Genomic DNA, 19,977 nt, shown 5'->3' on the forward strand with positions numbered 1-19,977 from the left:
TATCATTGAACATTAAACTTTGAATTTTACAATATGAAATGTGGAATTGTAGGCCTTCCGAATGTAGGTAAATCAACTCTTTTTAACTGCTTAAGCAATGCTAAAGCACAATCCGCTAACTATCCTTTCTGTACCATAGAACCGAACTTAGGAACGGTTTCTGTACCGGATCACAGACTTTTTGAGCTGGAAAAATTAGTTAATCCTGAAAGAGTATTGCCGGCTGTAGTTGAAATCGTTGACATTGCAGGTCTTGTAAAAGGTGCGAGCAAAGGAGAAGGATTGGGAAATCAGTTCCTTGCCAATATCCGCGAATGTGAAGCAATCATCCATGTTTTAAGATGTTTTGACAATGGAAATATCATCCACGTTGAAGGTTCAGTAGACCCAATGAGAGATAAAGAAATTATCGACATTGAGCTACAGTTGAAAGACCTTGAAACTGTAGGAAAAGCAGTGGATAAAGCTAAAAAATTCATCAAATCCGGAAAGAAAGACGATATCCTTGTTTATGAAACCCTTCAAAACCTGGAAAAATTTATTGAAGACGGGAAAAATGCAAGAGAATTTCCGGTTAATGATATGACACAGGCTATCATCGATGATATCCAGCTTTTAACTAAAAAGCCTGTTTTATACGTTTGTAACGTAGACGAGAACTCTATTAAAAACGGAAACGAATGGATAGGAAAGATCGAAGCAATGGCTAAAAATGAAGGCGCTGAAGTAGTGGTATTGGCTGCACAGATCGAGGCAGATATCAATGAACTGGAAACATTTGAAGAAAGAGAAATCTTCCTTGAAGAATTGGGTCTTGAAGAGCCCGGTGTAAACCGTTTGATCAGAAAAGCGTATGACTTATTAAAGCTTCAGACTTACTTTACCGCTGGGGTGAAAGAGGTAAGAGCATGGACCATTGGACAGGGATGGACTGCGCCTCAGGCAGCAGGGGTGATCCACACAGATTTCGAAAAAGGGTTTATCCGTGCAGAAGTAATCAAATTTGATGACTATGTAACGTACGGTTCTGAGGTTAAAATCAAAGAAGCAGGAAAACTTTCTGTGGAAGGTAAAGAATATATCGTTCAGGATGGTGACATCATGCACTTTAGGTTCAACGTATAAGAATATATTAAAGTTAGTTATATAATAAAAAAGCGCTTCTACAATACATTGTGGGAGCGCTTTTTGCATTGGTACTGTATTTTAAAATTAAATAGGATCTATGATGATCAACTGGCATCTCAGTTCTGCACATGTTCTTCCATATTTTCTACATTCTCCTGTAAAAGGGTCAACGCACATCTCCTTTCCGCCAACAATTGTTCTTAATTCTCTTTTGTTTAATTTTTTTCCGTTGTTTAAATTTTGATTTTTCATGAGGTTTGATTTTTGGTTTGCTTAATTTAATTCTATGGTTTTTGTAATAAAAGTTAATCAATGGATGGATCTATAACCTGGGGTCTGCATTCTTTTTGGGCACAGTTGATGGAAATTCGCGTGCAGGTACCGGGAGGAATCTGTTCACACGGTTCCATGCAAGGATTTGATCTCATACAGTCCAGTTTACCGCCTGCAATAGTTTTAAGTTCTTTTTTTTGTGAGTTTTTTCGCATGTAAAAATATTGTGTTCATGATTTTTAGTTTTACTTGTTGTTGATCAGTTTTTTATATTATTGATGAGAATTATTGTGGTCTGCATTCTATTTCTACGCAGCTGACAGAAATTAAGGTACAGGTCGGGGAAGGAGCCTGTTCACAAGGTTCCATGCAAGGGTTGGGTCTCAGGCAGTATAGCTTACCGCCTGCAATAGTTTTAAGCTCTTTCTTGCTTAATCTTTTAGCGCCTTGTAAAATTGTATTTTTCATTGTTTTGATTTTTTAATGATTGAGTTGAAAACGAAGATGAGGAAAATAGATTAAAATTATATTCGATGATTTAAAAACAAAAGCCATCCATTAACTGAACAGCTTTTATATTTTTTATAAAGGATCTATTGTAGGTCTGCACTGCAATTGTGCACAGCCTATTGATACTTTTCTGCAGCCTCCGGTCATCGGATCAATGCAGTCCATTAATCCTCCAGTGATGCTTCTTAATTGCTTTTTGTTCAGTTTTTTTCCTTTTGGTAATTCTTGATTTTTCATTGTTTTGATTTTTAGTGTATTAGATTTAACTAAAGTAGAGAAAATAATTGATATTATATCACAATATCATGATAAAAATTTAAGTAAGTGAGGTAAATGGTGATTTAATGGAGGTTTATTCATGATTAAATTAGGATATTCATAAAAAAAAACACTCCGGTGAGGAGTGGTATTTTTGCTTCAAGATCTAATCCAATAAAGAGAGACGGCATTGAGGGTCCGCGCAGCCTTTTGAAAAAATCCGGCACTGATTGGTTTTGGGATCAAGGCACATCATTAATCCGCCGGTAATACCTCTCAGTTCTCTCTTGTTTAACTTTTTTCCTTTTTCTAAAATTTGATTTTTCATAATAATATGATGTTGTTGAGTTAACCTAAGGTATAAAAAATAGGTAGATGATCTCATTTTAAAATTTTTATGTTTTTAATTTTCATATCCCACCAACTTTGTATATTTGAATTTTACAAACCGTCAGTTATGGAAAAAATAGCACACGCATCCCTTGAAGATTTTTATAAAGAGATGACCGGCAAGCTGGGAAAAGATCTTGAAAGTGTTTTTCCAAAAGGACTCCATAAAGAGATCGGACACTTTAATGTATTCGACATCAGACAAACTATTGAAAGGGCAAAAGCCACTTCGGAAATGCCCTACAACAGAAGAAAATACTATAAGATCAGTTTAATCAGGGGGCGAAACAGGGCAGAATATGCAGACAAGATTATTGCGATTAAGAAAAATGCTTTATTATTTGCTACTCCGAAAGTTCCCTATCACTGGGTGCCGGAAGATCCGGATCAGTCGGGAAGTTTTTGTGTGTTTACAGAAGACTTCTTTATTAAAGCGCAATCTCAGTTCTCCTTGGAAGAATTACCCCTGTTTCAGCCTGGAAATGTTCCGTTATTTGAAATTGAAGATGAACTGGCAGACGAAATAGAAGCTCTTTTCACCAAAATAAAAAAGGAAATAGCTTCCGATTATGTTTTCAAATATGATCTCATCCGAAACTATGTTCTGGAACTCATTCACTACGGACAGAAACTGCTGCCTGCCGCCAAACTCTCTTCCTCAAATGATGCTTCATTAAGGGTCGTTACTTTATTCATAGAACTTTTGGAAAGACAGTTTCCTATTGAATCTTCGGAACATCGACTCCAGTTGAAAACAGCAAAAGACTACGCCGACAGGCTTGCTGTACATGTAAATTATTTAAATAAAAAAATAAAGGAAAGTACCGGAAAAACAACGACAGAATGTATTGCAGACCGAATGATTCAGGAAGCCAAGATTCTTCTGCGACAAACCAAATGGAATGTATCAGAAATTTCCTATGCATTGGGTTTTGAAGAATTGGCCCACTTTTCCAACTTTTTTAAAAGAAAAACATCTTTTACCCCAATGGAATTTCGTTCATGATTTGAATTGTGCAAATTTCAGATTGATTCAGGCAACCCTGTCTTCAGCAAAATTTTCCAACTTTGTACCATTAATTATTGATCATAACAAGATAAAAAGATGAATACAAAAACAAAAATTGCACTCGTAACCGGTGGAAGCCGCGGACTTGGAAAAAATGCAGCTCTTAAAATCGCTCAAAAAGGATTAGATGTTATGATCACCTATAAAAACAGCAGAGAAGAAGCGGATGCTGTAGTGAATGAAATAAAGGCTATCGGTCAGAAAGCAGCAGCATTCCAGCTGGATACCAGAGAGGTAAAAAGCTTTGATGCATTGATAAAAAATATGACCAATCATCTGGAAGCAGAAACTGGAAGTTCAAATATTGATTTTCTTATTAATAATGCAGGAACAGCATTATATTCTCCTATTACGGAAACTACAGAAGAACAATTTGATGACATGGTCAATATCCACCTCAAAGGAGTTTTCTTTCTGACACAGAAAATGATTCCTTTCATCAATGATGGAGGTGGAATCATCAATATCTCATCAGGACTCGCCAGATTTGCCCTGCCGGGATCATCTGTTTACGGTTCTATGAAAGCGGGTGTGGAAATGCTCACAAAATATATGGCAAAAGAATTGGGATCGCGTAAAATTAAAGCCAATGTCATCGCACCGGGAGCTATTGAAACCGATTTCGGAGGGGGAAGAACGCGGGACGACCAAAATGTTAATTCAATGATTTCCAATATTACAGCCTTAGGAAGAGCCGGTCTTCCGGATGATATCGGCGGGGTAGTTGCATTCCTATGTACCGATGATGCAGGCTGGATCAACGGACAGAGAATAGAAGCGTCCGGAGGAATGTTTTTATAGAAAGAGAAATCTCATGATGTTGCGAAGCAGCAAAGAAATCTTCATTTAATATACAGTTTAAAATGTACCACCAGTTTTGAAATAGCGCTGATGGTACATTTTTTATTATGTAAGCCCCTATTTCTTTTCCTCTTTTTACTTACCTTTAGTATACACAAAGTTCCAAAAGTATGCTTAAAGAATTTTTCGATCAGTTTCCGTACATTCTTCTGGGACTTGAAGGTCTTTATCTCATCGGAATTATTTTTCTGGCAGGAAAAATTATCATGGATACCCGTAATACGAGTAAGACACTTGCGTATCTCATGCTGATTATTTTTCTTCCGGTACTGGGAATAATCATCTATTTTGTTTTTGGCGTTAATTACAGGAAAAATAAATTTTACACCTTTAAAATAGAGAGAAACGAGCAGGTCTACCAGGCTGTAAGCACCTACATCCGCGAAACCCATCACAAAACGCTGGAAAGTCATCAGGAGCAGATGGATCAATTTCTGACCACAGTTAATTTTCTTTATAATGCCGGTCACTCCCCGTTATCTCAGGGGAATTATGCAGAAATACTGGTAAATGGAGAAGGAAAATTTGAAAAAGTTTTTGAGGTTCTTGAAAAAGCCATTCATCATATCCATCTTGAATATTATATTTATGATAATGATTCAATAGGCAACAGACTTGCGGATTTACTTATTAAGAAGGCCGGACAAGGCGTAAAAGTCCGTTTTCTATATGATGACATGGGCAGTGGGAAAATTGGAAAGAAACTCTTGCAAAGACTTAAAGACGCGTCAATAGAAGTATCTCCCGTTAATAAAATCACATTCAGGCTTCTGGCCAACAGAGTCAATTACAGGGATCACCGAAAAATTATTATTGTAGACGGAGCCGAAGCTTTTACGGGTGGAATTAATGTTTCGGATAAATATATTAATCCCAATCCTAAACAGTATTGGAGAGATGTTCATCTGTATATGAAAGGAGAAGCTGCTTTTTATTTTCAGTTTTTATTTTTCAGCAACTGGATCTTTGCAACGGAAAAAATCCCTGAGATCTCCCAACTCTATTTTACCAAAAGCCTTGAAGATGGCAGTTCCCTTATCCAAACGGCAGCCAGCGGACCGGATACCCAACCTTCTATTATGCTGAGTACAACATCTGCCATACTTTCTGCCAAAAAAAGAATCTATATTGTGACGCCTTATTTCATCCCCGTGGAAACTGTATTCAACGCCATTAAACAGGCGGCTATTTCCGGAGTAGATGTGAGGTTGATGGTTCCCAAATCAGGCGATTCAATCGTGGTGAACGCTGCTGCTTACTCTTATTACGAGGAACTTCTGGAGAATAAAGTGAGGGTTTTCTTTTACAAAAAAGGGTTTATTCATGCTAAAACAATGCTTATTGACGATATATTCTCCTCTGTAGGAACCGCCAATATGGATGTCAGAAGTCAGGAACTGAATTTTGAGGTCAATGCTTTGGTTTTTGATCAAAAGATCAACGGAAAGCTTCAGGACCTGTTTCGTGAAGATATGAATGACTGCGAGGAAATCCATCTTGATTCATGGAAGAAAAGGCCAAAATACAAAGTCTTCTTTGAACATCTGGCCAGATTGCTTTCTCCCCTTATATAGGATTTAGAGTCGGGAAAGATGGTCTATGGCTCTTTCCAGAGTTTCCTGCTTTTTAGCAAAACACAGTCTGATCACATGATCATTTCTTTTATTTTTATAGAACGATGAAAAAGGAACACTAGCGACTTTATGACTGATCGTCAGCTCGGAAGCGAAATCAAAATCGTTTTTATCCGAAATTTTATCATAAGTCAGGGCCTGGAAATACGTTCCTTCACAATCCAGAAGGCCGAAAGATGTCCCTTCAAGCCCTTTTCTCAGAAAGTCTCTCTTTTCCTGAAAAAAAGTATTCAAATGACGATAATGATCATCATTTTTCATGTATTCCGCCAGCGCCAGCTGAATAGGAGTGTTTACACAGAAAACATTGAACTGATGAACTTTTCTGAATTCGTCACTAAGATTTTTAGGCGCTGCACAATAGCCGGTTTTCCAGCCGGTGACATGAAAGAGTTTCCCGAATGAGGCCACAAGAAGGCTTCTTTCTTTAAGTTCAGGATATTGACAGATGCTTACATGCTTTTTTCCATCAAAGACAATATTTTCATATACCTCGTCACTTAAAATCAGGATGGAAGTATTCTTTACAATCTCCACCAATTCCTGCAGGTCTTTTTCCTTTAAAATCTTTCCTGAAGGGTTGTTCGGATTGTTGAGAATAATCATTTTTGTTTTATTACTTACCAGACCTTTTACCGCATTCCAGTCGATTTCGTAGTCCGGCGCTTTCATTTCAAAACGCTTTACAATTCCTCCGAAAAGCTCTACAGTAGGCTCGTAACAGTCGTAAGCAGGTTCAAAAATAATGACTTCGTCATCTTTTTTTACAAACGTGGCAATCGCTGTGAAAATGGCCTGGGTTCCTCCTGCCGTCACCGTTATTTCGGAATCAGGATGATAGATGGCGTGATGACTGTTCTCGATTTTTCTGGCGATCTCTTCCTTCAATGGCATCATTCCTCCCAATGGCGCATACTGATTAAAACCTTTTTTGATGAAATAGTCTACATGATCCAGCAGTTCTGAGTCCGGCATAAAGTCCGGAAATCCCTGTGAAAGATTGATGGCCTCATTTTCATTGGCAAGCTGCGTCATCTGGCTGAAAATGGTAGTTCCTACATTTGAAAGTTTAGACAAAGGAAGTTGTATCATGAAGATCTGTTTTAGGTAACCGAATTTAATTCATTTTTTGCAATCCTGAAACAGGCCCTAATAAAAAAGGCCGTTTCTTTTGAAACGACCCCCTGCTTATTTGTGCTTTATTTAAAAGAGGATCATGGATTCTGATATAGCCAAGAATTCCTCAGAACATAACGGTGGAATTTCCCCGTCCTGCGAGAGAAACCAAATGTTTTTTGAAAAACTTTTTATCATAAAAATGCTCGGCCAAATATTCAACCCTTACTTTATCAATGTCGATGAGCACTTTTTAGTTTTTAATAAATTTAAGAGATTTTAAAATCTCTCATGATGTGAATTGGTAAGTTTGGTCTATTTTCTAATAAGTGTTATTAAATGGAAGTTAAGTGTAGCATTTCGCTTTCTGATTAAAACTATACTTCACATAAATTTTAATGAAAAGCTGAGATTGCTCACTTCTTTTCTGCACAAAGCCACTTACATTTGTCAGAACAAAGACTAAATGGCCTTAAAATCAGTACCATGAAGATAAAAAAAACTGAATTTCCCAAAGAATCTGCTCTGTCCAGAGAAAAAGTAATATTCGATTATACAGACAGTTTTATGGGAGAAGTACTTAATGCAGATGGAAACATTACTACCGCAGAGATAGGCAAGGCTTTTTTCTCCAGTACGCCTCAGTGGGGGAAGAAAATGTTCGCCTTCAGAAACAGCATCGTTAAAATGTTTGGATTGAAAACCGGAACAGATCGCAGCAAAATACAGGATCCCGGGGATCTTAAACTTGAAGTGGGGCAACAGGTGGGAATTTTCAAAATATTTGATAAGACAGAAAATGAAATTATCATGGGAGAAAATGATAAGCATCTCGATTTCAGAGTTTCTGTTCTTTATGATAAAGCCAAACGAAATACCGGAAAAAACTCTCTAACGATTTCAACGACTGTAAAATACCATAACTGGATGGGAATATTGTATTTCCTGCCCGTACGTCCTTTCCATCAGTTAATTGTCCCGGTGATGCTTAAAAAGATGATTATAAAACTTGAAGAGAAATAAAAAACAGAACAAGTGAAATTTCTCATCAAAAATTTTATTCTAAATTTTCAGCGCATACTTATGTTTTGGTTTTCATAAGGTGGTATATAAAGTTTGATCCGGGTTCGAGGTCTTTGTTCTTTTTCAGTAAGATCATGGATCTCAAGAATGATATGAGTATCAGAAAGCTGTCTGAATATTTAGCCTTTGTTTATTGTTGAAATACTTGAGTTTCTTTCCGTCAAACCGGAAAATTCCATTGTCACTTTCCAATCCAAAGAAATCCACTTCGATCCTGGCTCAGGGAATAGGTATTTGAATTATTCAGATCATCCTCTTCATTATAATTGACCATTCCGGGAATTTGTGCAAAATATAATGATGAGGATAACAAAATGAAATAAAATAAGCATAAAAGAATTATTTTTTTCACGTGATATTGAATAATGCTGTAAATATATAATTTGATTGATAACAGTGCAATGTTTAAGATTAGATGTTGATAAAAATCGAATGGAAAAAATTCGGATATTTTTGTACAATTTCGTACTTTTGTATGTTTGCTGAAATCATATATGTCACAAGAAATAAATCCAATCTACTCCGAAGATAATATCAGAACCCTCGACTGGCAGGAACACATCCGTCTGCGCCCCGGAATGTATATCGGGAAGCTCGGAGACGGCTCCTCTGCGGACGACGGTATTTACATTCTGCTGAAAGAAATTCTGGACAACTCTATTGATGAGTTCAGAATGAGGTCAGGAAAAAGAATTGAAATAAAAGTAGACGACGGTAAAGTCAGTATCCGTGACTTTGGCCGTGGAATCCCACTGGGAAAGGTTGTAGATGCTGTTTCTAAAATGAATACGGGGGGTAAATATGACAGTAAAGCCTTCAAAAAATCAGTGGGATTGAATGGGGTAGGTACCAAAGCCGTTAACGCACTTTCTGAATATTTCCGCGTAAGATCCTTCCGTGACGGAAAAATGAAGATGGCAGAATTTTCAAGAGGATTGATCACAGAAAACCACGAGGAGAAAGATACCTCAGACCGAAACGGGACTGAAATCTCTTTCGTTCCTGACGGTGATATCTTCCTTCATTTCAAGTATAGAAAAGAATATATAGCCAAGATGCTGCGTAATTACGCCTATCTTAATCCGGGATTGAAAATTTTGTTCAACGGAGAAACCTATTATTCTGAAAATGGTCTTAAAGACCTTCTGGAAGAGGAAATGGAAAATGAAATTCTGTATCCTATCGTTCACCTGAAAGACACCGATATAGAATTAGCGATTACCCATTCTGACAAATCGCAGACTGAAACCTATTTTTCCTTCGTAAACGGCCAGAATACCACGCAGGGAGGAACACACCTTAATGCCTTCCGTGAAGCGTATGTAAAAACAATCCGTGAGTTCTTCAATAAGAATTTTGATGCCTCAGATATCAGAAAATCGATCATTGCGGCGATCTCTATCAACGTAGAAGAACCTGTATTTGAATCCCAGACCAAAACAAAGCTGGGATCTAATGATATGGGCCCCAACGGACCTACTGTAAGAACATTTATCATTGATTTTCTGAAAAGTAAACTTGATAATTTTCTTCATAAAAATCCGGAAATTGCTGAGTCTATCCAAAGGAAGATCCTTATTTCTGAAAGAGAAAGAAAAGAACTTTCAGGAATCCAGAAGCTGGCGAGGGAAAGAGCCAAAAAAGTATCTCTGCATAACAAAAAATTACGTGATTGCAGACAGCATTATAACGATCAGAAAAACGAAAGAAAAGGAGAGACCCAGATCTTTATTACCGAAGGAGATTCTGCATCAGGATCCATCACAAAATCAAGAGATGTGGAAACTCAGGCTGTATTCTCATTGAAAGGGAAACCGCTGAACTGCTATGGGCTGACCAAAAAAGTAGTGTACGAAAATGAAGAGTTCAACCTTCTTCAGGCCGCTTTAAATATTGAAGAAAGCCTTGAAGACTTAAGATACAATCAGGTTATTATCTCTACCGATGCCGATGTGGATGGAATGCACATCCGTCTTTTGATGATTACATTCTTCCTTCAGTTTTTCCCGGATCTGATCAAGAACGGCCACCTGTATATCCTTCAGACCCCATTGTTCAGGGTAAGAAATAAAAAAGAAACAAGATACTGCTACTCTGAAGTGGAAAGAATCAAAGCTCTGAATGAACTTGGAAAAAACCCTGAGATTACACGATTCAAGGGACTTGGAGAGATTTCTCCCGATGAATTCAAACATTTTATCGGAAAAGATATTCGCCTTGAACCTGTTGTGATTGGTAAAGACCAGACGATAGACCAGCTGCTGGAATTCTATATGGGAAAAAATACCCCAGACAGACAGGTGTTTATCCTTGAAAATCTGGTAGTGGAAGATCCGGACATTGATAAGAAAGAGATGCTGGATACAGATGCTGATTAAAAAAATAAACTAATAAACATAAAAACCAGAAATGAGACTTAGCAACCGCAACAAAGCTTCAGTTTATAATTTTATGCATTCGCTGCTGCTGATGTTGGTCGTATTTGGGATTGCTGCATTTTTACTTAATGAATACAGGTTTCAGGCTGTAGGAAAAGAAAGTTACGTACTTCTTATTCTTCCGATCTTACTGCTGGTGGTTTTTCACCTCAACGGCAGACAGATCTTTGAGTATGACAGTGATGGAGAAGCGCTGAACTTTAAGAACAGGAACATTATTCCTTTCATGGATAAAGCGCTTCATGATGAATTTCCGAAGTATAAACTGATCAGGTATGAAATGGTAAGTGTGTTTTTTATCAAAAGGTTATATGTTACCATCTCAAGTAAAAACAGCGGTTCTACCATACTCAAGTATGAAATATCCTATTTGAGCCAAAAAGAAGTAAACGATTTAAAAATCTCTCTGAATAAAGTCGTAAAAGCGAATGAGGAGAAAAATGATTAAAAACAGATGACGACAGAAGAAAACTCGCACGAAGGTGAGAGCTTGAAAAAAGTCTCAGGACTTTATAAAGACTGGTTTCTGGACTATGCATCCTATGTAATTCTGGATAGAGCGATTCCTTCCGTCTATGATGGGCTAAAGCCTGTTCAGAGGAGGATCATGCACTCTATGCGGGAACTGGAAGACGGCCGTTACAACAAAGTAGCCAACATCGTAGGAAATACCATGAAGTATCACCCTCACGGTGATGCCTCCATTACCGATGCTATGGTACAGATCGGGCAGAAAGAACTTCTTATAGATACGCAGGGAAACTGGGGGAATATCTATACCGGAGACTCTGCGGCAGCAGCCCGATATATTGAAGCCAGACTGACTCCTTTTGCACTGGAAGTAGTATTTAATCCAAAAACTACCGAATGGGCGAAATCTTACGACGGAAGAAATAATGAACCCATAGATCTTCCCGTTAAATTTCCGCTGCTTCTTGCTCAGGGAGTGGAAGGAATCGGTGTAGGACTTTCTACAAAGATTCTCCCTCATAACTTTAATGAACTGATCAATGCCTCCGTTGCCCATCTGAAAGGAAAGAAATTTGAATTGTTTCCCGACTTTTTGACGGCAGGATATCTTGATGTTTCAGAATATAATGACGGACACAGAGGAGGTAAGGTAAGGGCGAGAGCCAGAATTACCCATACCGACAAGCATATGCTGGTGATCTCCGAACTTCCTTTCTCAAAAACAACAAGCGACCTGATTGATTCTATTCTGAAGGCCAACGAAAAAGGAAAGATCAAGATCAAAAAGATTGAAGATAATACTTCCGACAAAGTAGAAATCCTGATCCATCTTCATAATGATGTCTCACCGGATAAAACCATCGATGCACTCTATGCTTTTACAGACTGTCAGGTTACCATTTCTCCGAATGCATGTGTGATCGTAGGCGACAAGCCGATGTTTATGAACGTTTCCGACATTCTGAAAATGAACACGGAACACACGGTTTCCCTTCTTAAAAAAGAGTTGGAAATAGAACTTCATGAGCTTCAGGAAAGCTGGCATTTTTCTTCGCTCGAAAGGATCTTCATAGAAAACAGGATCTATCATGACATTGAAGAGGTAAAGACCTGGGAAGAGGTGATTAAAACCATTGATAAAGGATTAAAGCCCCATACGAAGCACCTTTTAAGAGCCGTAACGGAAGAAGATATTTTAAAGCTGACCGAGATCAGAATCAAGAGAATTTCACGATTCGATTTAGATAAATTTAAGGAAAATATAGCAGCCCTTGAAGGCAAAATAGAGCAGGTAAAATACAACCTTGCGAATCTGATTGCTTATGCGATTGATTATTATTTAAATATTCAGAAGAAATACGGAAAAGATAAAGAAAGAAAAACTGAGCTTAGAATTTTTGATACCATTGATGCAACAAAAGTAGCGGTGGCGAATGAGAAATTCTATGCCAACTTTGAAGAAGGCTTTATTGGAACATCCCTGAAAAAAGACCAGTATCTTTTCGACTGTTCGGATATTGATGATATCATTATATTCAGAAAAGACGGAACGATGAAGGTTGTAAAAGTGGACGCCAAAATCTTTGTCGGAAAAGACCTTCTGAGCGTTGCCATATGGAAGAAGAACGACAAAAGGACAGTTTACAATATGATCTACCGCGAAGGCAGGGAAGGACCTTATTATATGAAGCGTTTTTCTGTAACTGCAGTGACCAGAAACACGGACTATCCGCTGGCTTCCGATAAAAAAGGTTCAGAAGTACTCTATTTTTCAGCTAATCCAAACGGAGAAGCAGAAACCGTAACCGTTCTTCTAAAACCCAATCCGAGAATCAGAAAAAATAAAATGGAAATCGATTTCTCTGATCTTGCCATTAAAGGAAGAGATTCTAAAGGAAATCTGGTAACCAAATATTCAGTGAAAAAAGTGGATATGAAGGAAGAAGGTGTTTCTACGCTGGCTCCCAGAAAAATATGGTTCGATGATACGGTGAGGAGACTGAATGCCGATGCCAGAGGAACTCTTTTAGGCAGCTTCAAAGGAGATGATAGAATTCTGACCATTAATACCAACGGTGAAGTGAAGTTGGTTTCTTTCGATCTGGGGAACCGTTTCGATGATGAATATCTGGTTCTGGAAAAGTGGAAACCACAACAACCTGTGACCTGTATTTATTACGATGGAGAAAAAGAGATGTACTTTATTAAGAGATTCCTTTTGGAAAATACAGTGAATCTGCAGACCTTTATGCCATCGGAACATCCGAAATCATTCATTGAAAACGTGATTGTGGCCAACGGTGCCACAGCAGAGATTATTTTTGCTAAAGATAAAGGGAAAGACCGTGATGCTGAAATCATACATCTGGATGAATTTATTACTGTAAAAGGAATAAAAGCCATAGGAAATCAGTTTACAAAATTTAAAGTGAAAACCATCAATATCACCATTCCTGAACCTGTGGAAGAGGAACCGGAAATATATGAAGAGCCGGAAACCGGAGACGGTATTGTGGATGATGACCGAACAGTAATCGGGGATCTCTTTGAAAGCGATGAACCTGAAAATTAAGAATTTAAATTATGAGTACAATTGTTTTAGTCATTATGGCCGTAACCTGTATTATCAGTTACTTTGGGTTCAATAATACGGCTTTATTCGAGAAATATAAATTTAACGTTGGGGCAATTGCCAATCGTAAAGAATATATAAGACTTATCAGTTCAGCATTCTTGCATGCCGATTTTATGCATTTATTTTTCAATATGCTTTCTTTATACTTCTTCCAGGGAGTTGTGACGTCATTTTTTGGAAATATAGGCTTTGTGATTATTTATTTTGGATCAATGATCCTTGGAAATTTATTCAGTCTTATGATTTATAAAAAACAGCCATGGTACTCTGCTATCGGAGCATCAGGAGCTGTTTCGGGTGTCATTTTTGCTTCTATTGCAATGGCTCCTAATGAGATTAGCGTTAACTTTTTACCGGGATGGTTGTTTGGAACATTGTATTTTGGATATTCTGTTTATATGATGCTGAATCCTAAGCAATGGGATAATCTAGGACATGCCGCTCATTTAGGGGGGGCATTCTTTGGACTTGTCTATTCTATTACACTGCATCCTCAACAAGCTATGAGTAATATTCTTTATTTAGGAGCCATGTCGCTGCCACTGATCTATCTGGGCTACGAAATTTTTGTCAGGAAGAGAATAGGATAACCACTATCTTTTATCACAAAATCAAAACCAATGAACACATCAGAATTAAACGGTTTCATCGTTGTATTAATCTGGTTTTCATTGGTTTTGCTTTCTCTAATGAAATGATCCAATCCTTTACGGGTAAACAGGAAAGATAATTTCTGGTTCGGGATCTTTCTTTTATTATCATCTAGCTTCTGGATGGATGGCGTATTTACGTTGGTTAAGGAATTATCGATTGAGATTCATTCTATAATTACAGTTCATATGATCCTGTTTCTCACTCCGGTCATATTTTATTTCAGTGTGTTATTTTGCACCACTCCTTCCTTTAAATTTAAAATTTCAGACCTGAAGTACAGCAATTTTCAGGTTATTATTCTATTGCAACGATTTGGAGGATTTGAAGATCAGACTGTTTTTAATGTTATATTTATTGGCCTAATCCTTTTCCAGGCTTTATCCTGTACTGACCGTTCATACTTTGCCATCAGGAAACACAAAAAAAAGAATTCAGCAGTTTTCTGCCAACACTTAAGGGATTAATCTCAGAATTATGATGCTACCATCCATTTATTCTCTCAAACTACGGAGGCCGGAGTGGAAAAATTCTTTTTCGTTAGTACAGCCAATACTTTAGGGTATGAAAATTTTGCTGTACCGGGAAACGAAAATATTCCACAGCTTTATCCTTTTGCCTATTCTTTTTATGCCCAAAGCAAACTGGAGTCAGAGAATTATCTTTTTGCAGCAAAGCAGAGAAATAAAAGTAATAATTGTGAATCCTGCCTTTAGAGAATTCTTTAATGATTCTGATTCCGGATGCGATGTTGGATATGATGGGAAAGAGCGGATACGCCCTGAGAAGGCTGAAAATAAAGACCAGTCTGAGCTCTGCTCATATGAAAGTTTTAAGAATCCATCATCATTACTTCAAACCGGGAATCAATAAAAGAATTGGGAGTAAGGTATCTGCTTGTTGATAATGCGATTGAAGTGGCCGTTCAGCATTTACTAAAAAAAATAAACATTGATTTTCACTCCGTTAAAATGAAAAAACCAGCTTTAAAAGCTGGTTTTTATCAAATTATCTTGATATTTTCTGAGTAACATTCCTGTTTGAAATAACGCAGGCTTTGCTGCAGTTATTTGCGCTTGAAATATTAACCTGTATCAACGCTGGCATTGATCTGTATTCTTCTTTATTGTAAGGAGCTTCAGTACCATTGCTTCCGCCGCCTTTAATATCATATTGTATTTGGGCAACTCCTGTGAATCCAATCGCGGGCCTGAAGGAAAGCGCTGCTGTAGTGGATGAATAGGTCCAGGTACCCTGACTGCTGGTATAAACTCCACCTGTTATATTCGGAATCACATTACCATTGATATCTAAAAAACGAAATGAACTAAAATCAAGGTTGTTATAAGAAAGGGTTGGCGGGTTTTGACCACTTGCGGAAGAATAAGCTGCATCATTAAGTAAAGGGAAATACGTAGATTTTATCCCTGGACATCCTTCAAAGAGATCATCTGTTACTTCGGCAGCATAAGGTCTGGTAACTCCTAAGTTTTTCAATAAATGTATATTTTTAGCAGCTCCGGTAGAAGCAGCAAAACCAATTCTGAAAGTAGAAGGGGGTGACGTATCCAGAGTTCTTACCGTACTGGAGGATATTGTACTCTCTGTATATTTCAGAGAAGTAGGATAATAATAATTATCAATAACTTTTTCTTTCACATCTCCGTGCTGTATTTCCAGGGTTATATTATAACCACCGGAAGGATTGGGTATTAATGTGACAAATGCTTTACGGAATCTTACATCATTTTCATTTAGGGGAATCGTAGTTCCGCCACTCTCAATACTGAATTGCTGAAGATTCGGATTTTTAATGCCAATAAATTTCCCTGTCTGTGTATCCAGATAAATGGATCTATTGTTGCTGGAAGGGGAAACATTGGTAGCCGTACTATACAGTAGTGGGTAACCATTGTATCCCGCAGGTTCAGATGCCGACAGATACTGATTTCCGCGTTTACCTCTTAAAGAAATATTGCTTCGCCCATTAGCTAATGTTACACCAAAAATTCCATTTCTAACTCTTTCACCCTGGTTAAAGGTTGTTTTGAAATTTCCAAATTCATCTAGACCTATTCCCAGATATGCTCCTCTCAGTCCTTCCGTAGACTCACTTCCACGAACAAAACTATATCCTAATCCTCCTCCAAAATATCCGATATTGAGCTGTTCTTTAGGAATAGATCCGTCTACTAAAAAGATAGAAATACCATCTCCTCCATTAGTATTTCCTCCATAAATTGCAAATTCAAATTCGAATTTAATTCCCTGATCACTTTTGAATATTTTATCAGCAAGGATAATCCCGCCTGAAATATTATTAACACTTCGGGTCATTCGTAATCCTTCGGTGGTAAAAGTAGCGTCATTCTGAACACCGCTGGTAGATACTTTGTAGGCTTCCTGAGGTTGTAATCCCTGAGTAAAGTTAACAAAATACGGATAGCCGGTTCCTTGTTCATTCTGCGCCTGAATATTTTGGAAGAAAATAAACAATGAAAAAATAAGCAAAAATCTTTTGCTTTGTACAATTGAGGTACTTTTTATCATAACTCAATTATTTAACAACAAAAACAATATTAATAAAAGAACAGTCTGTAGCTGCTGCTTTTACATCGTATTTCATTACACCATCATCAGAAATAGAAATATTGCTGAATACATTAGAGTCAGCATCAGTCACGTAATAGTAAAGATCTTTACTTGATGGAAAAAAAGGAATCGCTTCAGGTGCACTGGTACTCTTTGCTTTTGGAGATCCGAACTGAGTTTTATACAATGTATACAAATCTTTAGTTCGGCCAATGGCATTGCTGGAAGTATCAAATGAAACACTAGGCATGTAAAACATTTTTACAGCACTACCACTTATACATAACCAGTCAGGTTTCGTAGGTGTACCAATATTCTGGCTTAAACATTTTTTATCAGTATCATAAATAAGCAGTGAGGTGGCCGGATTGGAAATAGCGTCTCTTTTTGCAGTGGTAAGCCTTGGTATCAACATACCTCTACTTTGACTATAAATATCCAGCGCAGCGCTTGCATCAGGTGTCGAGGTATTGATACCGATCTGAGCAAATGAAAATGAACTTACGAAAACGATTGATAGAAATAATTTTTTAATCATGATGTACTTAATAATTTTTTATCTGTGTATTTTTTGTTTTTATGTTTTTTTAAAAGGTATTCAAAGACAACCTAATTCTATTAAAGAAATAAGTACCATCAACAATCCATTTAAATAATGAGTTGTTGTATTCAGCAATGGTATAAGGAGACCTTTGTTCCCAAAATCAATAACAGATATAACATGTATGCTTTATAAGAAGAGCATTTTATGTCTTATCTGAAATAGTCGAAAAAGAAAATTGAGTTAAGTCGCTTTGTAAGCTACATAAGTAAGATTCATATTCCTTCGTGTTTTTTGCAAATTTACGAATAAAATGTTTTAAGTACTCAGCTTCAGATGATTAATTTTAATCTATCCGCTGTTTTTAATTTAATTAACGTATTTTAGTTTAAATTTTTATATGATTAATGAATTATTAATATTATTTTTAATATGTAAGTCATTGTATTTTATTAAAAATCCAAAAATAAACTTTAGTGAGGGGGGATATTTTGAAAAAATATTTAATTCATCTTCCAATAGTTCTCCAAAATTGATTTGGTCTGTTTACTACTTTCAACAAAATAAAATTCCTTCCAATTTTTTATTTGTTGGAATCATAGAGACTTGATCCTCATAGTATTCTATTGTGTTTTTTTTATATCTGTTAAATTTAAAGCATAACCCTATTTTGAATAGGATATCTGTGTAATTTTTTAATTAACATAAAATCACTTATTTCTTTACAACGATAAAACGGTCGTTTTCAGATAAATCTTTAATGAGTTGGGCTTCAGAAAAATATTCAGTGTACAAGTCAAGGGTTTCGGGGCCGAGCTTCTGATTAATTTCCAAAAATAAAAGGCCACCATCTTTCAAATACTTTTTAGAATCCTCGGCAATCTTCCGGTAGAAGATCAGCGCATCCTGAACTGGGGAGAAAAGAGCCATTTTAGGCTCAAATTCCTTAACAGAATCGGCAATTTCAATTTCTTCTTCAATACCTATATAAGGAGGATTGGAAATAATAACATCATAGCTTTCGGATAATTCAGAATTAAGATAATCTCCATGAATGAAACTGATCTCCAGCTGATGATGTTCTGCGTTTCGTTTAGCCGTTTCCAAAGCTTTTTCAGAAAAATCAATAGATGAAATGTCAGCGCCGGGAAAATGCTTTTTTAAAACCAATGGAATCACACCACTTCCGGTACCAATGTCCAGAATCTTTAATCCCTCGACATCTATTTCCAGATCGTGAATTTTATGAATGGCGATCTCAAGCAATTCCTCAGTCTCAGGACGTGGAATCAGGACATTCTCGTCAACAAAAAATGACATCCCGTAAAACTCGGTTTCTCCCAGGATCTGCTGATAAGGTCTTCCGGTTTTTAAATCTGAAATCACCTGCATAAGCTGTTTTTCATCATCCAGAAGAAGTTCCTGACCGGATAATCTTCTTTGATGAAATGAATCGATGCCGATAATCTTTTCTATAAAAACAGCCGCCAAAAAAGCACTTTCCGAATCACTGTAAACTTCAGAAAGTGCTGTTTTGAAATATTTCTTAAATTCTGATATTGTCATTTATCTTGTAAAAACCAGTTTAGTGTCTGTGGATTTTTCTTCATCGATCAGGTAGCCCTCATAGTTGAATGCTTTTACATCATCTAAGGTTTTGGCATTGGTTTCAGCACAGAATCTTACCACCAGACCTCTTGCATGCTTGGTATACACAACGATGGTTTTCAGTTTTCCTTCTTTCAGTTCATAAAAATCAAAATCAATGACTTTATGGTTTAATTTTTTCCTGTCGATCACTTTTCCGTACTCGTTGCTGGCCAGATGAAGAAGAATTTCTCCTTTTTTCATTTCAGAATTAAGCTGATCTGTAATTTTTTCTCTCCAGAATTCATAGAGATTCTTGTATTGATCAAATTCAAAAGGACGTCCCATTTCCAGTCGGTAGAGCATCACTTTATCTGAAGGTTTCAGCAGTCCGTACAATCCGGAAAGTATTCTGTAGTTTTTCTGTAAGTAGTCTACAGCATTTTTATCCAGAGTTTTAGCATCCAGTCCCCTGTACACTTCCCCTGTGAAAGCGAACATGGCCGGAGCTGATTCTTTTGCGGCGGGTTTATCTTTCCATCTCTGGTTTCTTTCCCAGTTTTCATCAGCCAGTTTAGGTGATATTTCCATCAGTTCGGAAAGGTATTTCGGCGATTTATGTTTTAAATAGGACTGTATGAATGCAGATTCTTCGATGAATTTGGGAGTGGTGGATCTCAGTAGGTCTGTTGAATTCTCAACGTTCATCAGTTTCGCTGGAGAAGTTATAATTTTCATAA

19 protein-coding genes and 1 pseudogene are annotated in these 19,977 nt (G+C 37.1%); 11 read left to right on the forward strand and 9 right to left on the reverse strand.

Features of this window, described 5'->3' with window-relative positions; all coding sequences use genetic code 11:
* The first annotated feature begins 33 nt into the window (after positions 1 to 33).
* Positions 34 to 1,125, forward strand: a complete 1,092-nt coding sequence (gene ychF, locus EG346_RS17350; RefSeq protein ID WP_073332433.1) for a redox-regulated ATPase YchF — start codon at positions 34 to 36, stop codon at positions 1,123 to 1,125.
* Between the two features lie 87 nt (positions 1,126 to 1,212).
* On the opposite strand, the gene EG346_RS24890 is transcribed toward ychF, so the two are convergent.
* The 4 genes from EG346_RS24890 to EG346_RS24895 all read right to left on the reverse strand — a co-directional run bounded on the left by EG346_RS24890 (position 1,213) and on the right by EG346_RS24895 (position 2,497).
* Positions 1,213 to 1,380 carry a hypothetical protein gene (locus EG346_RS24890; protein ID WP_164466215.1) on the reverse strand — a complete coding sequence of 56 codons (168 nt, stop codon included), beginning with the start codon at positions 1,378 to 1,380 and terminating at the stop codon, positions 1,213 to 1,215.
* 306 nt (positions 1,381 to 1,686) lie between these two features.
* Complete coding sequence (locus EG346_RS17360) at positions 1,687 to 1,869, reverse strand: bacteriocin (RefSeq protein ID WP_123880402.1); 183 nt, start codon at positions 1,867 to 1,869, stop codon at positions 1,687 to 1,689.
* A 114-nt stretch (positions 1,870 to 1,983) separates the two neighbouring features.
* Entirely contained in the window at positions 1,984 to 2,148 is a 165-nt protein-coding gene (locus EG346_RS17365) for a bacteriocin (protein WP_123880403.1), read from the reverse strand.
* A 187-nt stretch (positions 2,149 to 2,335) separates the two neighbouring features.
* Positions 2,336 to 2,497, reverse strand: coding sequence for a hypothetical protein (locus EG346_RS24895; RefSeq protein WP_164466382.1), 162 nt, complete (start codon positions 2,495 to 2,497; stop codon positions 2,336 to 2,338).
* Between the two features lie 129 nt (positions 2,498 to 2,626).
* Here EG346_RS24895 and EG346_RS17370 point away from each other — a divergent pair, with 129 nt between their 5' ends.
* From EG346_RS17370 to cls, 3 genes are all read left to right on the forward strand, one after another.
* Positions 2,627 to 3,565, forward strand: coding sequence for a helix-turn-helix domain-containing protein (locus EG346_RS17370; RefSeq protein ID WP_123880404.1), 939 nt, complete (start codon positions 2,627 to 2,629; stop codon positions 3,563 to 3,565).
* A gap of 99 nt (positions 3,566 to 3,664) precedes the next feature.
* Positions 3,665 to 4,429, forward strand: a complete 765-nt coding sequence (locus EG346_RS17375) for an SDR family NAD(P)-dependent oxidoreductase (protein ID WP_123880405.1) — start codon at positions 3,665 to 3,667, stop codon at positions 4,427 to 4,429.
* 170 nt (positions 4,430 to 4,599) lie between these two features.
* Entirely contained in the window at positions 4,600 to 6,063 is a 1,464-nt protein-coding gene (gene cls, locus EG346_RS17380; RefSeq protein WP_123880406.1) for a cardiolipin synthase, read from the forward strand.
* Positions 6,064 to 6,066: 3 nt separating this feature from the next.
* Here cls and EG346_RS17385 read toward each other — a convergent pair whose 3' ends face one another.
* Positions 6,067 to 7,215, reverse strand: a complete 1,149-nt coding sequence (locus tag EG346_RS17385) for a methionine aminotransferase (protein WP_073332422.1) — start codon at positions 7,213 to 7,215, stop codon at positions 6,067 to 6,069.
* A 510-nt stretch (positions 7,216 to 7,725) separates the two neighbouring features.
* Here EG346_RS17385 and EG346_RS17390 point away from each other — a divergent pair.
* The 7 genes and pseudogenes from EG346_RS17390 (at position 7,726) to EG346_RS24900 (ending at position 15,421) form a co-directional block, all read left to right on the forward strand.
* The gene (locus EG346_RS17390; protein WP_073332419.1) at positions 7,726 to 8,262 is read left to right on the forward strand and encodes a DUF2867 domain-containing protein; all 537 of its coding nucleotides are present in this window, start codon (positions 7,726 to 7,728) and stop codon (positions 8,260 to 8,262) included.
* Positions 8,263 to 8,816: 554 nt separating this feature from the next.
* Positions 8,817 to 10,700, forward strand: coding sequence for a DNA topoisomerase IV subunit B (locus EG346_RS17395; RefSeq protein WP_073332417.1), 1,884 nt, complete (start codon positions 8,817 to 8,819; stop codon positions 10,698 to 10,700).
* A gap of 31 nt (positions 10,701 to 10,731) precedes the next feature.
* A complete protein-coding gene (locus EG346_RS17400; protein ID WP_123880407.1) occupies positions 10,732 to 11,208 on the forward strand; it encodes a hypothetical protein in 477 nt (158 codons plus the stop codon).
* 6 nt (positions 11,209 to 11,214) lie between these two features.
* Complete coding sequence (locus tag EG346_RS17405) at positions 11,215 to 13,803, forward strand: DNA gyrase/topoisomerase IV subunit A (RefSeq protein ID WP_123880408.1); 2,589 nt, start codon at positions 11,215 to 11,217, stop codon at positions 13,801 to 13,803.
* 11 nt (positions 13,804 to 13,814) lie between these two features.
* Positions 13,815 to 14,456 carry a rhomboid family intramembrane serine protease gene (locus EG346_RS17410; RefSeq protein ID WP_073332409.1) on the forward strand — a complete coding sequence of 214 codons (642 nt, stop codon included), beginning with the start codon at positions 13,815 to 13,817 and terminating at the stop codon, positions 14,454 to 14,456.
* A gap of 546 nt (positions 14,457 to 15,002) precedes the next feature.
* Positions 15,003 to 15,233 (forward strand): annotated as a pseudogene (locus EG346_RS17415) (NAD-dependent epimerase/dehydratase family protein); the annotation flags it as partial.
* An 11-nt stretch (positions 15,234 to 15,244) separates the two neighbouring features.
* Positions 15,245 to 15,421, forward strand: a complete 177-nt coding sequence (locus EG346_RS24900) for a hypothetical protein (protein ID WP_164466219.1) — start codon at positions 15,245 to 15,247, stop codon at positions 15,419 to 15,421.
* Positions 15,422 to 15,525: 104 nt separating this feature from the next.
* Here EG346_RS24900 and EG346_RS17420 read toward each other — a convergent pair whose 3' ends face one another.
* The 4 genes from EG346_RS17420 to yaaA all read right to left on the reverse strand — a co-directional run bounded on the left by EG346_RS17420 (position 15,526) and on the right by yaaA (position 19,975).
* Complete coding sequence (locus EG346_RS17420; protein WP_073332403.1) at positions 15,526 to 17,067, reverse strand: L-type lectin family protein; 1,542 nt, start codon at positions 17,065 to 17,067, stop codon at positions 15,526 to 15,528.
* A gap of 7 nt (positions 17,068 to 17,074) precedes the next feature.
* Positions 17,075 to 17,647, reverse strand: a complete 573-nt coding sequence (locus tag EG346_RS17425; RefSeq protein WP_073332400.1) for a phage tail-like protein — start codon at positions 17,645 to 17,647, stop codon at positions 17,075 to 17,077.
* Positions 17,648 to 18,364: 717 nt separating this feature from the next.
* Positions 18,365 to 19,216: a peptide chain release factor N(5)-glutamine methyltransferase gene (gene prmC / locus EG346_RS17430; RefSeq protein ID WP_123880411.1), complete on the reverse strand. Its 852-nt coding sequence runs from the start codon at positions 19,214 to 19,216 to the stop codon at positions 18,365 to 18,367.
* Positions 19,217 to 19,975: a peroxide stress protein YaaA gene (gene yaaA, locus EG346_RS17435; RefSeq protein WP_073332735.1), complete on the reverse strand. Its 759-nt coding sequence runs from the start codon at positions 19,973 to 19,975 to the stop codon at positions 19,217 to 19,219.
* Between the last annotated feature and the right edge of the window lie 2 nt (positions 19,976 to 19,977).

It is taken from the genome of Chryseobacterium carnipullorum (genome assembly GCF_003815695.1).
In the GTDB taxonomy this organism is placed as follows: Bacteria; Bacteroidota; Bacteroidia; order Flavobacteriales; family Weeksellaceae; genus Chryseobacterium; species Chryseobacterium carnipullorum.

What these genes read in the sequence shown, in the direction of transcription:
- EG346_RS17400 (WP_123880407.1), top strand. Translation starts at nt 10,732, where the DNA reads ATGAGACTTAGCAACCGCAACAAAGCTTCAGTTTATAATTTTATGCAT.
- EG346_RS17425 (WP_073332400.1), bottom strand. Translation starts at nt 17,647, where the DNA reads ATGATTAAAAAATTATTTCTATCAATCGTTTTCGTAAGTTCATTTTCA.
- EG346_RS24890 (WP_164466215.1), bottom strand. Translation starts at nt 1,380, where the DNA reads ATGAAAAATCAAAATTTAAACAACGGAAAAAAATTAAACAAAAGAGAA.
- EG346_RS17420 (WP_073332403.1), bottom strand. Translation starts at nt 17,067, where the DNA reads ATGATAAAAAGTACCTCAATTGTACAAAGCAAAAGATTTTTGCTTATT.
- ychF (WP_073332433.1), top strand. Translation starts at nt 34, where the DNA reads ATGAAATGTGGAATTGTAGGCCTTCCGAATGTAGGTAAATCAACTCTT.
- yaaA (WP_073332735.1), bottom strand. Translation starts at nt 19,975, where the DNA reads ATGAAAATTATAACTTCTCCAGCGAAACTGATGAACGTTGAGAATTCA.
- EG346_RS17405 (WP_123880408.1), top strand. Translation starts at nt 11,215, where the DNA reads ATGACGACAGAAGAAAACTCGCACGAAGGTGAGAGCTTGAAAAAAGTC.
- EG346_RS17410 (WP_073332409.1), top strand. Translation starts at nt 13,815, where the DNA reads ATGAGTACAATTGTTTTAGTCATTATGGCCGTAACCTGTATTATCAGT.
- EG346_RS17385 (WP_073332422.1), bottom strand. Translation starts at nt 7,215, where the DNA reads ATGATACAACTTCCTTTGTCTAAACTTTCAAATGTAGGAACTACCATT.
- EG346_RS17395 (WP_073332417.1), top strand. Translation starts at nt 8,817, where the DNA reads ATGTCACAAGAAATAAATCCAATCTACTCCGAAGATAATATCAGAACC.
- EG346_RS17370 (WP_123880404.1), top strand. Translation starts at nt 2,627, where the DNA reads ATGGAAAAAATAGCACACGCATCCCTTGAAGATTTTTATAAAGAGATG.
- EG346_RS17375 (WP_123880405.1), top strand. Translation starts at nt 3,665, where the DNA reads ATGAATACAAAAACAAAAATTGCACTCGTAACCGGTGGAAGCCGCGGA.
- prmC (WP_123880411.1), bottom strand. Translation starts at nt 19,216, where the DNA reads ATGACAATATCAGAATTTAAGAAATATTTCAAAACAGCACTTTCTGAA.
- EG346_RS24900 (WP_164466219.1), top strand. Translation starts at nt 15,245, where the DNA reads ATGATTCTGATTCCGGATGCGATGTTGGATATGATGGGAAAGAGCGGA.
- EG346_RS17365 (WP_123880403.1), bottom strand. Translation starts at nt 2,148, where the DNA reads ATGAAAAATCAAGAATTACCAAAAGGAAAAAAACTGAACAAAAAGCAA.
- EG346_RS17390 (WP_073332419.1), top strand. Translation starts at nt 7,726, where the DNA reads ATGAAGATAAAAAAAACTGAATTTCCCAAAGAATCTGCTCTGTCCAGA.
- cls (WP_123880406.1), top strand. Translation starts at nt 4,600, where the DNA reads ATGCTTAAAGAATTTTTCGATCAGTTTCCGTACATTCTTCTGGGACTT.
- EG346_RS17360 (WP_123880402.1), bottom strand. Translation starts at nt 1,869, where the DNA reads ATGAAAAATACAATTTTACAAGGCGCTAAAAGATTAAGCAAGAAAGAG.
- EG346_RS24895 (WP_164466382.1), bottom strand. Translation starts at nt 2,497, where the DNA reads ATGAAAAATCAAATTTTAGAAAAAGGAAAAAAGTTAAACAAGAGAGAA.